Below are 13,096 nucleotides of genomic sequence, written 5' to 3'. Positions count from 1 at the left end.
AATTGGATGTTGCTTTTTATTTGGTCAAATTAATTGTATGATGAAGAAAATTGTACTTAATATGGTGATTATTATGACTGAAGATAAACGACTCAAAAAAATATTTGATAGTGCATGCAACCTTTTCATTAACAAAGGTTATGCTGAAACCAAGATGAAGGATATTGCAAAAAAAGCGAGCATCTCTGTTGGATCGATGTACGATTTATTTAAGAATAAAGAGGCACTATTAAATTTTGTATTTATCGCAACTTTAGACAATGACACCTTGTTTCAGGATCATAATTTCCCGATTGAAAACGACAATCAGTCATCAATTCAACGCAAAATTGAAACCACCTATCAACGTGAGACCAGTGTAATTAACCATAATCTTCTTGAGATGTCATCTGAATATTCTCTTTCAAGTTTAGTAAATGATTTGTTTAAGATATTTAATCATTATGGACAATACTTTTTAATACTTGAGAAAAACCCAAGTTTGAATCCAATTCTGATTGAATCTTATAAAAGTTATCGCAGTGAGTTATATACAAATATTGCCGTTTTTTTGAAAAATTCCATTGTTAATAAGAAACTTCGAGATCTGGATAATCCTGAGTATGTTGCGATGATGATTGTTGATTTAATTTTTTGGTGGTCCACACATAAGAAATACGATTCATTTGAAAATGGCAAGAACGACTACTCAGTTACTAAGATGCAGTCGTCAATTACTGATCTGCTAGTAAAGAGTTATTCAAAGTCCTAATACCTTATTCTTGAACATCAAATTATATGGTGTTATCTTCTCAATGAACGAACGGTTCGTTCAAATTAAAATGAAACGAAGCGAGAAGAATGTTTACCTCAGAATGGAAATATATATTAAAAGAAAATCGTTCACAGATTCGTATTCTATTGGGGATACTTCTAATTCCAACTTTTTATGCAGTAATCTTTTTATCGTCCCTTTGGAATCCGTATCAGCAGACCAATCACTTACCGGTGGCAGTGGTCAATGAAGATCAGGGAGTGCCAGATCCAATGACAAACCATAAGTTCAATTTTGGCAACACTATCACACACAATTTAAAATCTAATAAATCGCTGAAATTTAAATTTCTATCCAACTCAAAAGCTCAAAGCCAACTAAACTCCGGCAAAGTCTACATGGTAATTGTTATTCCAAAAAAATTTTCCCACAATATTCAGCAATTAGAGAATCACGATGCTCCCAAGGTCCCATTAAAATACTCTACTAGTGCCGGTCACGGCTTTGTTGCCATGAAAATGAGCACAACAGCAATGGACAAGATTAAAGAATCACTGAATAAACAAATCACTACCGACTACCTTCGTGAATACTCTGGCAATAGTAAAAAGTTAATGGCAGTTTTGGAAAAATCGATTTCTAATCCACAAGAGACTGTCGCTCTACTTTCTGCAGCTAGTAAACAATCACTTAATACAAATATTGCATCCCCTATTCGACTAGCTCACTATGATAAAACCACCGTTAAAACTAACGGAACAGGCATGGCACCATATTTAATGTCCGTAGCCCTGTTTGTTGGTTGTATTACGCTTAATATTATTTACGATACTTCAAAGCCCCACTTCAAACCGAACAATGGAATTTCATGGTGGGCATCAAAAATGTCATTCTTATACAGCTTTATCTTAGTAGCGGCGTCACTAATGTTCATACTTCTGACAAAAGTAAATGGATTATCGATGCTAAATACTTGGCACACATATTTGTTCGTATTACTGACCGCAGCAACGTTCTTGAGTATCGTTACCTTTTTCAACATAATTTTTGGGATGACCGGGGCATGGCTGATGCTCCTCTTCATGATAATACAATTGGGCGGTTCAGCTGGGACCTATCCAATCCAACTGTCTAATACTTTTTTCCAAACAATTCATCCATATCTTCCAATGTCTATTTCAATCGATGCATTCAGAAGTACGATATCTATTGGAAACAGCATTCATCCCGAAATAATGATTTTTGCAATTACCTTCATCATCTTCAATTTATTGATAATCTCATTCTTTGAAACCAAATCAAATCGGAAGGTAATTTGGTAATTAGCTAGATTTTGGAAAAAGGATTATAATTTCCAAAAAGAATTAAATTATCCGGGGGCATATCATGATTCATTATTCCGCAAAAACTTTCAATGAACTTACCACAAAAAAATTATGGTCAATCTATCAATTACGGGTTGAAGTATTTGTTGTCGAACAAGAATGTTACTACCAAGAAGTCGATGAAGATGATTTGAAAGCTGTTCATCTCATGGGTACTGATGATGATGGAAAATTAGTGACATATTCACGATTAATTCCAGAAGATGATCACGTTCGAATTGGCCGAGTTCTGGTTGAAAAGTCAGCTCGAGGAAACGGAACTGGTCGACAACTCGTGACACAATCCATTATTTCAGCTCAAGACATCTTTCAAAATGCCACACAGATTGATATTCAAGCTCAAGCATACTTACAGGAGTTTTATGAGTCTCTCGGATTTACAGCGGTAAGTGATACTTATCTTGAGACTGGTATTCCACATCTAGACATGGTTTTACCTGTTAATAAGGGTTAAAAAACTATGAAAGTATATTTGATAAGGCATTCCGAGCCTGATTACTCCCAAGTAGACTCAGCAAATCTTGTCGGTCACGGACGTGACCTCAGCCATTTGTCCGAAAGAGGAATTGCTCTCGCAGAAACAACATCCCACAATCCAATTTTTGAAAAAGTTCAAATCATTGTAAGTTCTCCATATACGAGGGCACTTCAAACTGCAGCAGAATTAATCAAAAATAATCACATTCCACTTCAAGTGGAGTTAGGATTGATGGAATGGCAACCGGATAAATCTGGAAAATTACTCAAATCTGCTTCTGATGCGGAACTTGCTCATCGCGAGTTTTTAAAAAATAATGGCAAATCAAATCCGAATTATCCATTACCTTATGAATCGAGATCAGAAATAATTGAAAGAGTGAATGCGATTTTTGCAGAATACAGTAGAAATTATTCTTGTATTGCTTGTGTCACCCACGGAGTCGTTATCCGTCAATTCTTGAATTTAGAAAACATTAATTATTGTGAAATACATGAATACGAATATATAAAGTAAAAAGACATTGAGAAAATTTCTCAATGTCTTTTTAGATTGAATCTTTTAGTGTCCAGGTAATTTGCCAACTGTATGAACCTGGAATTGTGCTTGCGTTAGAACGCAAAAGAACACCACTATTTTTCTTCCATGAGTCAACAATATTAGTTAATATTCCTAACTGATTTTCTTTTGCAATTGGAATATTAGTTGAAGGATAAGTGTTTTCCAAATCTTTCACATTACCGTCGCTGTCCTTATACACAATATTCAACCCACTATTAGTATTTGGCTTGTTGTTAACTGCACTGGCCTCAACTCTCCAAGGATTGATGTTTTGTTTATTCTTCCGATCATCGACTACCTCAATCAACCAATCATTTTTTCGAGAAATCAAATCACCATATTTCGTTACAGAGTTGATATTTTGAAACGATGATGTTGGATTTACATTACCAAATTTCACAGTACCTTCACCGACTTCGTGAGGATTAATTATGAATTGTGGAGTTTCAGTATCTAATATTAAATACGTGCTTTTGAACTTTACAACAGAATTGCCCACTGTTGTTGGCTTACCAACGGGTGATGCTACAGAATTAATCTCAACTGTTGCCTTGTTATTCTCCAATGACAATGGTTCCTTAATATCTAATTTCAACTGCGACTTATCTTTATCATAGGTCACTTCTGGAGATTCAGTGTGACCATTGGCATAAATGATTTTTGCCGATTGATACTCAACCTGCTTTGGTAAATCAATATAGGCTACGTTGTTAATCCAGTCTTTAATCCCATCTTCATAAATCAACGAATAATTGAATTTCAAGTCGTCACCGGCATCAACTGCATCATTCTTATTGATAGATTTTTTCTTAGTTTGATTATAGATGTTTGACTCTACATCCCCTGTCACGTATGGAGGAATTGATTCAAAAATAGCTAGGTTATTTTCTGAATTATCACCAGTTGAACTAGTAAAACCCCAACGTAGTTTATTACTTCCATCCATGTCAAAATGTGAAATATCAATATTAGTTGACCCTGAAACGTAAGGATCGGGATTATAGTCCACATAGTTGCTATTTTTTTTGTCATTGAATTCATAAATTAATTTTGCTTTGTCATCATGATCCGCATTCAACCACGTAATCGTAACATGATGCCATTTACCATTTGTTAATGAATGCGGTAAATAACTCCAACTGAAATCTTTTGTAACATCTTTGGGATGATCCATAACAAAGACTTTTTTAGTTCCAACATAATCTTCATGATATGTCGAAGCATTGTCCGGATAATTCATGGAAATATGTTGATTATGGTACTCATTGTCGAAGTTACTCCCGTTGCCATCCTCACTAATTTCATTTGGTTGAGAAGCATGGTTTCCAAATGTATCAAATTCAACCGCAAAGCTTTTTTGAATAGCAGTCTTTGCTATTGAATCCGAATCAATGGATTTATCGAAATGGTTTACATCATCTCCCCAAACACCTAAGGATTCTCCAGTTCCAACAACATCTGTTTTCTTATCGCCTATCATTTTTGAATAAGAAGAAATTGCATGATTTTCTCTTTCATCATTTTGAAAAACCAAAGCCATACCATCCCCAACGGAACCTGAAGTTATTCCATACCCACCTAAATATACCCACATGGATAATACCTGATTTCTGTTAACATCAATGTAATTTCCGGCATCGATATTACTCCAAATTGCCCCAATTTCCTTTGGTGCATCTGTAACCCTGGCAATACTAGTATTATTGGTTCTCAAACTTGTTGACTTGAGTAATTCAGCACTGTTGTCGAATCCCTGGATACTAGTTCCCTGACTATTTTCAAAATAGTTGTTATCAGTAAAAAGTGTGTCAACTGCCAAACCTGAAGGTGCAGTTTTCAATGCATGATTAAAATCAGCTTCACTTGGAGTGCTTCGAGTCAGACCACTTAAAGATGATATATATGGGAATACTGTGGGATTTTGATTGCTAGAATTGTTGTCAGCACTGGTTCTTCCCGTACTTGAAAGATTAGTAAGAACCAACATTAATAATATGAAACAAGTCATAGACAAAGTGGTTGATTTTACCTTATTAAATATTTTCATAATCAATCACCCCTAAAATAGTATCGTTGTAAACAATATTATAGACTAATTAATTATCAAAATATGAATTTAAATATTTGTATTTAATATTACAAATTCAGTAAACCAACAAAAATTTTGTTAATCCCTGTTATTCATTTCACATTTGTTTTAGCTCAAAACGCTCACTTATGTCTATTGATAATACCAGTGGCTTTCAAACCAAAAAAAGGAGACAAGGAGAAATATATCCTTGTTCCCTTTAATTAATGCTATCCGTTAAGCACCAGTCGATTTTTCCGTGATAATGACCTGGATTATTCTTACCATGAAGTTTGAGCAATATCCCTCGATTAGGGCTCCATAATTTTTGTATATCCATGCTTTGAACTTCACTAGTTACACTGGGTCCGGCTTTTATTTGCTGGTATCCTTTTAAACTGTGCGAAATACCTGCATCGTCAATAAACACCAATTCTCCATTTAAGTCACTATCACCACTGTGTTCATTTTTCAGGCCGGTTGCTTGTGCCAATAGAGTCCAATGATTTCCACTTTGTCTACTATCAACAACTTCAATTTCCCAATCCTTATTACGATGAACCAATTGACCTTGTTCCCCACCGTTAACGGGCTTAAATGAAACAAGTTTATTAAATACTAATTTCAAATCATCTTTTTGCTCTTTAACATAATATTTTAAAACTTTTTTTGGTGATCTTTGTGAACTAGCATTTTCAACCGCATAAACTTCAAATGTGTTTTCACCTGGATGAAATTTATTTTTATCCAGAACAATCTTGTAAGGAACGCCTTTTCTAAGATTGCTAATATCTATATTATCGATTTTCCCATTAAAGTTTACGACCAAATGTGATTTTGGCATCCAAGTATTATTGTCCTTGTCTACAAAAACTTTAATTTGGTTTGAGTCATCAATTGATTGAATACTATCGAATGTTTTTCCTTCAGAAGGCTCAGTTCTGATGTGTATTGAATTATATTTAATGTTAAATGACTCAGTATCTGTGTCCAATATTAGATAAGGACTTTCAAACTTTGCATGTGCGGGTCCCACATGCAGATCCTTGTACACATTGTTTGACTCGGTGCGAATAACAATAGTTGCAGAACTATTTTGTAAATTAAGCTCATTTTGAAGTGTATAAGTTAATTTTGATGCATTTTCATCGAAGGCACCTGCAGGAATAATTTCACGGGCTCCGTCAGAATATATTACTTCAGCAGATTTGTATTTAACCTCCCTGGGAATATCAATTGTGGCCATATTCTTGTTCCAACTGTTTTGTCCACTCAAATATTTAAGTTCATATTTGAAAGATAATTGGTCGCCCACAAACGTTTGATTATCATTCGACGTTACTTCCTTTTGTTGCGTATCGTCGTAAATACTTGGTGAGACATTCCCATTTAACATAGATGGAACAGATTCGAAAACAATTAAGTTATTTTCCGTTTCCTGACCCGTTGATCCAGTGAATCCCCATCTGAGTTTTCTTACAACATTTTTAGAATCGAGATGAGGTAAATCAAAATGATTAATATCCACATCCATAGATGCAGATACAATCTCTCCAGATTTATTCACTGACCTAGTTACTATATTCTTATCATTAAATTCATACGATAACGTCCCGGTATTTTCATCCTTATTATGCCAATGGATAGTCATATGGTGCCAAGTTTTATCACTCAACATACGCTTGGTATTATTCATTCCAATTTGTCTCAATTGCTCATGTTCCATTCGAAAGTGATTATTCATCCCAGAAATTGGGGTATAAGTCGAAGGGGCATCTGGATAGTTCATAGCAATATGTTCCCGTGTAATCTCCTCATGTTTGTCATCCCCGCTGTCGAAACTGTTCCCCTTATCGAGATCGATAACATTACCATTATTGAGAAATGTATCAAATTCTATTGCAAAGCTATTTTGAATAGCAGTCTTTGCAATATCCTCTCTATTAAGTTTTTTTCTTGCATTATAATCATAACCCCAAACTCCTAATGTTTGGCCAGTACCAACTGTTCCATTATTTCGTTTCGAAATTGCCTTAACTCCTTTCTTGTCATTTTGCAATACAAAGGCCATTCCATCGCCTGTGTAAGAAATCACTCCACCGTTATTCCCCAAATATAACCACATTGACAAAGTTTGATCCTTATCAACATCAATATAATTATCTTTAGATACGTTACTCCAGATTGCACCAGTTTGATAAGTATTACTCGTTACTTTTAAAATACTGAATTCAAGTCCATTGTCTTGATAAGGTTTAATAACCTTCGCTGTATTAGAAGGATATTCTCCCTTTTCAAATAAAGTATCTATTGCTAATCCATGAGGCGCTTTTTCACGTGCTTGTCTAAAGTCATTTGGTTGTGCACTATCTTGGGCATCCGCATCATATTCACTATCTTTTTTTACAAAAACTGCTGGCTCTGTGTTAGTTACTCTGCCTGGTGTTCTTTTAGCATCAGATGTGTTGGAAATAAGTGCATAACAAAAAAAACTAAGCACTGCGATAATTCCAACTATTAGGAAAGCTTGGTTGATTTGGTCTTTTTTTGTAGGTCTAATTATTATTCACTCCCGGATTCGAATGATTTAATTAGTTAAAATTATAGCCTACATTTTAACTACAAAGTGAATTTAAATTATTATATAAAATAAATATTTATGTATTATTTCTTATTAATTTCTGAATAGGAATAAAAAAATAGAGCCCTTCCGGACTCTAAATTTGTTATTTATAAAATGTATCTCGAACCGCATTGGTTACGGCAATTTGAACATGTGCATATGACAATCCACCTTGAATATATAGTGAATATGGTGGACGGATTGGACCATCACTCGATAACTCGATGGTTGAGCCTTCGGTAAAACTACCTGATGCCATGATTACTTCGTCTTCGTATCCGTCTTGGTGACTTGGAATTGGATCGACGAATGAATTCATTGGTGAATAATGTTGGATGGCAGCACAGAACTTGATCATTGGTTCTGGGTCTCCGAATGATACTGTTTGGACGATGTCGGTTCTTGGTGCATCCCATTTTGGAGAGACGTTCATTCCCATTTCTTCACACAATGCTGCTGTGAAGACTGTTCCTTTGAGTGCTTCTCCGGTTGTGTGTGGTGCTAGGAAGAATCCTTGGTAGAAGTCTCGTAAGTAACCCCAAGTTGCTCCTTCACCCTTACCTGCTCCGGGAACGGTCAATCTTGAGCCTGCTCCATCAATCAAATCTGAACGTCCAACGATGTATGCTCCACTTTTGACGATTCCGGCACCTGCATTTTTATACAAAGATCCGGCCATGATATCTGCACCGTAAAAGGTTGGCTCTTCCATTTCAGAAAATTCGCCATAACAGTTATCGACAAAGATAATTGCGTTTGGAATGAGTCCCTTGATGAATTTAATCATGTGGGCAATTTTTTCAACTGTGAAACTATCACGAACGGCGTATCCACGTGAACGTTGAATAGCGACTACTTTAATTGAGTCATCAGCTTTGATGTCCTTTTCTGCTGTCGCGTAATCAACTGAACCGTCTTCTAACAACTCGGTTGCCTTAAAGTTGATTCCATAATCCTTCATTGTTCCTTGGTTATCACCTGCAATACCAATAACTTCTTGGATCGTGTCATAAGGTGTCCCGGTCAAATAATACAACGTGTCGCCTGGTCTGAGCATACTGAATAATGCTGTGGAAATGGCATGTGTTCCTGAAGCAAATTGTGGACGGACTAATGCATCGTCTGTCTTAAAGTAACCTGCATAAATTTTTTCAATCTTATCACGGCCGATGTCATCATATCCGTATCCGGTTGAAGGAACTAAATCTTCCTCACCAACTTGGTTTTCTCTGAACAAGTTCAACACACGTTGTTGTGTATATAAAACCTGTTCGTCGATTTCGGCAATTTTAGGTTGAATCATTTCTTCAACCTTAGCAATTTTTTGGCTTAAATCCTCTGGTAAATCTTGTTTCCATGACAATGCCATGAATAAATCCCCCTTTTGGTAAACGTACATAAAATTATATCATTGATTATTTTTTTAATACTTCGGCTTGTACTGAAATCTTGCCATCTTCTTTTTTGTTCCAATAAACACCTTGAATCTCTGGAACAAATCCTGGAAATCTTTCGATTGCTTCAACTAAATCTTCGAAATATTCTTGGTCAATCTCTTGCCATTTTTCTCCTGGTGCCACGATAAATACTCCCGGTGGATATGGTAATGCACCCTCCATAGCAACTCGACCGACGATATCTGACAAGTCGACTAACTCACTTTCACCACGCATAAACTGTGTATCAGCCTTCTTTGGTAGCATTGAATATTCTTGCATAGCAGTCTTAGCAAAAAGCTTTTTTTGCAAAGTAAATGTCTCGTGATCCCAATAATATTCATGCATTTCCTGACACAATTGCTTGAGTGTATAACCTTCGTATCTGTCACCGAACTGCTTCGTTAAGTCTGGCAAAACTTTTGAAAGTGGTGCGTTATTCAAGTAATAGTGTTCAAATTCCAATAACGCATTCAAAAGTTGATCTAGCTCAGCCTGCGTATCTCCCGGTGTCAACAAGAATAGCAGTGAATTCAAATCATCTTTTGCTCGAATGATGTGGTTTTCCATCAAGTATTCTGCTACCACTGGTCCTGGTATTCCTTCATTCTGATATTCAGCATCTTTAATATCGATTCCAGGCGTCGTAATAGTAATTTTTAGCGGATCAATCATTGCTTGACCATCTGCAATTTTGTTGAATCCATGCCACTTATCCTGAGAATTAAGTGTCCAATATTTACTATCGGTAGCCAAATCATCAGTACTTATTTTGGCAAAATTATCCGGAACGAATGGCTTGAACAATGTTGACTGTTTAAGCAACTTCTTTCGCCAATCGATACCCATGCGTAAGGTATCATCCCACCATTGTCTATTTCCTTGGCCGGCAGTCAAATAAGCATTGACTGTTAATGAAGCATATATTGGATAGGAATAACTAGATGTGACAAATTTCAAATAAGCATTATTGAAATGTTTGTGGTCAACATATCTTTTTTGCCCCTTAAGATGCTTATCTTTTTTCAAAATTTGTGAAGTTTGGGCCAACCCTGCTTGCTGTTTATGGAGAGATTGGGTTACCAATATTCCAGGATCATCTGGCCCATAATCTAATCCTAATGGTGATAGGTGATTCATAATAGGAACAAACTGTTCAAAACCACCCCATGCACAATCAAATAAAATGTAGTCACACAACTTTCCAATTTTATCGATAATCCATTGAGCATCATAAAACACACCGTCATAAGTTTCCGCCTGCAAAATTGCTAGTCTGAAAGGACGAGGCTGTTTCGCCTTCTCTGGATCAACTTTGGCAATTTCAGCTCGAATTTTAGCTTCATCTAAGAATGCTGGATCCATTTCACCAATTAATCCCAAAGAATTTCGATCAGTTGGAATATAAACAGGCTTAGCACCAGTCATTACCAACGCACTGTTATAGAGTGATTTATGATTATTTCTATCAAACAAAACCAAGTCATCGTCAGTTAATAAAGCACTGGCACAAATTGAATTAGCACTGGTAGTTCCGTTTGTACAAAAGTAAACCTTGTCAGCATTGTAGGTCTCCGCGGCCTTTTGCTCGGCAGTTAATGGTGTTCCTTCGTGAGTCATGGTGTCACCGAGTTGAGCGACTGTATCACTTGTGTCAGCGAACATTAAATTTTTCCCGAAGAATCGGTTAAACACAACTCCCGCAGGATGTTTCTCGTAATATTGACCATTGTGATGACCTGGGGTTGTAAAACTAACCGGCTTGTTTTCTGCAAAATCAATTAAGTCAGTCAAAAAGCCCGGTACCATTTGCGATTGATATTTATTTATTTGATTAATGATTTCTTGTTTAACGTTATTTATATCAGTATCTTTATCAACTTGTATAATGGGAATCCCTAAACCTGATACTTTTTGAAGATCATGAGCTTGTTTAATAGTTGTCGAATCATGACTATCAATTACAATTGCAGCTAGTTCAGATGCTTCAATATTTTCAGAAAATGGTTCCACATTCCATCCATTGGGAAGGAAATTTTGTGTATCACCACTGTATGCAATTTTCAGAAAATTCATCTTTTTCTCCCATTTAATATATTTTTTTCAAAATAATCTATGCAAAACACCATTAATTCTCTACAATTATGAAGGATTAATATTATTTTTTTAAAACATGATTATTTTCAAAACAACATTACAGTTTTGATTATATATATCTGTAGAGGTAGTACACAAGTGAAAATCAATAGTTCTTTGCTTACATTGAAACCTCCTAATATAAAAGTCTGATATAACAAGACTTTTATATATTTCGGGGGAAAATAAATTGGAGACTTTAGAACCAAAAAAGCATTATCTAAAGTGGCAAGTCATCGCTTTGATCGACTTTGTTACTATTATTAGTTTTGAAAACATCTTCTATCCGTTTCAAAACCAAGGATTATCAGTTGTAATTTCATGGATTTTCTTATTATTCGCGTATGTTATTCCGTACGAACTAATTGTCAGTCAACTCAGTTTAACTTTTGACAATCAAAGTGGTGGGCTTGCTTCTTGGGTTCGTCGCAGTTCTAACGACCGTTTAGGTTATTGGACTTCATGGATGTACTGGGTACAAAGTGTTCCTTACATCGTCGATGTATCTAACTCAGTTATCGTTTCATTCAGTTGGATGTTCTTAGGAAACAACACGCTTGATAAAAGAATGTCGACATTCTGGTTCGGAATGTTAACTTTCGCAATTATTTTGATCTTTATCCTTTTAGAGAATGTTTTCAAAAATTCTCTAGAAATCCTGTCACTTATCGGTGGTGGGGCAATGTTTATCATGTCAGTCTTATTCGTGCTACTGGCTGGATATTCAGTAATGAACGGAACTCACATCGCTACACAACCTTTCAACTGGGGAGCATTCATGCCGAACTTTAGTTTGAAATACTTCTCAACTACCGGACTTTTGATTTTCGCGATGTCCGGTGCCGAATTAGCAGCACCATACATTGTTCAAATGCGTGATCCAAAACATGAATTTCCAAAAGCAATGTGGTTGCTTGCTTTGATGACAGCCTTCTTGACCATCTTCGGAACGCTAGCACTGGCAATGTTCTTCAATGCCAACCACATTCCACACGATTTCAAGATGAACGGCCCATACTACGCCTTTAGTTTGTTAGGCCAAAGTTTAGGACTGGGAAAAATCTTGATGTACATCTTTGCAGTCGTTCAAGCAATCTTCATGATGGCCCAATTGGCAGTCTTGCTTGATGCATCTAGTCGTGTATTTGCTGGTGATGTCGCAGACAGTTTCATGCCAAAATGGATGACCAAGAAGAATAAGAATGGACGCCCTATCCACAGTTACATGATGACTTCTGGGTTAAGTTTGTTCCTCCTGTTATTGACTGGAACACTCCCAAACATCAATACCATTTATAATTGGTTACTAAACATTAACGGTATCATTTCACCTTATAAGACTGCTTGGGTTTTCTTCGCATTTGTCGCGGTTCGTTGGCAAACAAAGAAATTTAAATCAGATTATGTCTTCATTAATAACCGACCAGCAGCACTATTAGTCGGTGGCTGGTGTCTAGTTTTCACCTTTGTCTGTGCTACCTTAGGGTTCATCCCTCAAGAAGCAAGTTATGGTACAGCAGCCTTCAATCATCAATTATTACTTAACTTTATTACCGTAATCGTATTATTCGGATTAGGTTTCGTAATGCCTATGATTAGAAGACATGAAATGAAAAAAGAAATTCAAGAACTCAATTAAAAAAAGTCTATCCTCT

Annotated in this window: 9 protein-coding genes; 5 read left to right on the top strand and 4 right to left on the bottom strand. The window is 36.0% G+C overall.

The features are described from left to right. Positions 1 to 73 precede the first annotated feature (73 nt). From ABM34_RS12675 to ABM34_RS12660, 4 genes are all read left to right on the top strand, one after another. Positions 74 to 751, top strand: coding sequence for a TetR/AcrR family transcriptional regulator (locus ABM34_RS12675; RefSeq protein ID WP_048706249.1), 678 nt, complete (start codon positions 74 to 76; stop codon positions 749 to 751). Positions 752 to 840: 89 nt separating this feature from the next. Continuing rightward, on the top strand, positions 841 to 2,076 hold the full coding sequence (locus tag ABM34_RS12670) for a YhgE/Pip domain-containing protein (RefSeq protein ID WP_064505424.1): 1,236 nt from the start codon (positions 841 to 843) through the stop codon (positions 2,074 to 2,076). 64 nt (positions 2,077 to 2,140) lie between these two features. Continuing rightward, on the top strand, positions 2,141 to 2,593 hold the full coding sequence (locus ABM34_RS12665) for a GNAT family N-acetyltransferase (RefSeq protein ID WP_048706246.1): 453 nt from the start codon (positions 2,141 to 2,143) through the stop codon (positions 2,591 to 2,593). Positions 2,594 to 2,599: 6 nt separating this feature from the next. After that, positions 2,600 to 3,133, top strand: coding sequence for a histidine phosphatase family protein (locus tag ABM34_RS12660; protein WP_048706244.1), 534 nt, complete (start codon positions 2,600 to 2,602; stop codon positions 3,131 to 3,133). A gap of 31 nt (positions 3,134 to 3,164) precedes the next feature. On the opposite strand, the gene ABM34_RS12655 is transcribed toward ABM34_RS12660, so the two are convergent. The 4 genes from ABM34_RS12655 to ABM34_RS12640 all read right to left on the bottom strand — a co-directional run bounded on the left by ABM34_RS12655 (position 3,165) and on the right by ABM34_RS12640 (position 11,381). Beyond that, positions 3,165 to 5,225 (bottom strand): L-type lectin family protein, encoded by a 2,061-nt coding sequence (locus tag ABM34_RS12655; protein ID WP_048706243.1) that lies wholly within the window; start codon positions 5,223 to 5,225, stop codon positions 3,165 to 3,167. Between the two features lie 241 nt (positions 5,226 to 5,466). After that, a complete protein-coding gene (locus ABM34_RS12650) occupies positions 5,467 to 7,746 on the bottom strand; it encodes a lectin-like domain-containing protein (protein WP_048706241.1) in 2,280 nt (759 codons plus the stop codon). Positions 7,747 to 7,972: 226 nt separating this feature from the next. Further along, positions 7,973 to 9,238: a methionine gamma-lyase family protein gene (locus ABM34_RS12645; protein WP_048706239.1), complete on the bottom strand. Its 1,266-nt coding sequence runs from the start codon at positions 9,236 to 9,238 to the stop codon at positions 7,973 to 7,975. 46 nt (positions 9,239 to 9,284) lie between these two features. Further along, the gene (locus tag ABM34_RS12640) at positions 9,285 to 11,381 is read right to left on the bottom strand and encodes a putative ornithine decarboxylase (RefSeq protein ID WP_048706237.1); all 2,097 of its coding nucleotides are present in this window, start codon (positions 11,379 to 11,381) and stop codon (positions 9,285 to 9,287) included. 250 nt (positions 11,382 to 11,631) lie between these two features. On the opposite strand from ABM34_RS12640, the gene ABM34_RS12635 reads away from it, so the two are divergent. Continuing rightward, the gene (locus tag ABM34_RS12635) at positions 11,632 to 13,080 is read left to right on the top strand and encodes an APC family permease (protein WP_157023347.1); all 1,449 of its coding nucleotides are present in this window, start codon (positions 11,632 to 11,634) and stop codon (positions 13,078 to 13,080) included. Positions 13,081 to 13,096 lie beyond the last annotated feature (16 nt).

The organism is Companilactobacillus ginsenosidimutans, assembly GCF_001050475.1.
Classification (GTDB): domain Bacteria; phylum Bacillota; class Bacilli; order Lactobacillales; family Lactobacillaceae; genus Companilactobacillus; species Companilactobacillus ginsenosidimutans.
Note: the sequence above shows the minus strand (reverse complement) of the source record. Positions and strands in the feature narration are given on the sequence as shown.

What these genes read in the sequence shown, in the direction of transcription:
- ABM34_RS12670 (WP_064505424.1), top strand. Translation starts at nt 841, where the DNA reads ATGTTTACCTCAGAATGGAAATATATATTAAAAGAAAATCGTTCACAG.
- ABM34_RS12645 (WP_048706239.1), bottom strand. Translation starts at nt 9,238, where the DNA reads ATGGCATTGTCATGGAAACAAGATTTACCAGAGGATTTAAGCCAAAAA.
- ABM34_RS12675 (WP_048706249.1), top strand. Translation starts at nt 74, where the DNA reads ATGACTGAAGATAAACGACTCAAAAAAATATTTGATAGTGCATGCAAC.
- ABM34_RS12665 (WP_048706246.1), top strand. Translation starts at nt 2,141, where the DNA reads ATGATTCATTATTCCGCAAAAACTTTCAATGAACTTACCACAAAAAAA.
- ABM34_RS12660 (WP_048706244.1), top strand. Translation starts at nt 2,600, where the DNA reads ATGAAAGTATATTTGATAAGGCATTCCGAGCCTGATTACTCCCAAGTA.
- ABM34_RS12655 (WP_048706243.1), bottom strand. Translation starts at nt 5,225, where the DNA reads ATGAAAATATTTAATAAGGTAAAATCAACCACTTTGTCTATGACTTGT.
- ABM34_RS12640 (WP_048706237.1), bottom strand. Translation starts at nt 11,381, where the DNA reads ATGAATTTTCTGAAAATTGCATACAGTGGTGATACACAAAATTTCCTT.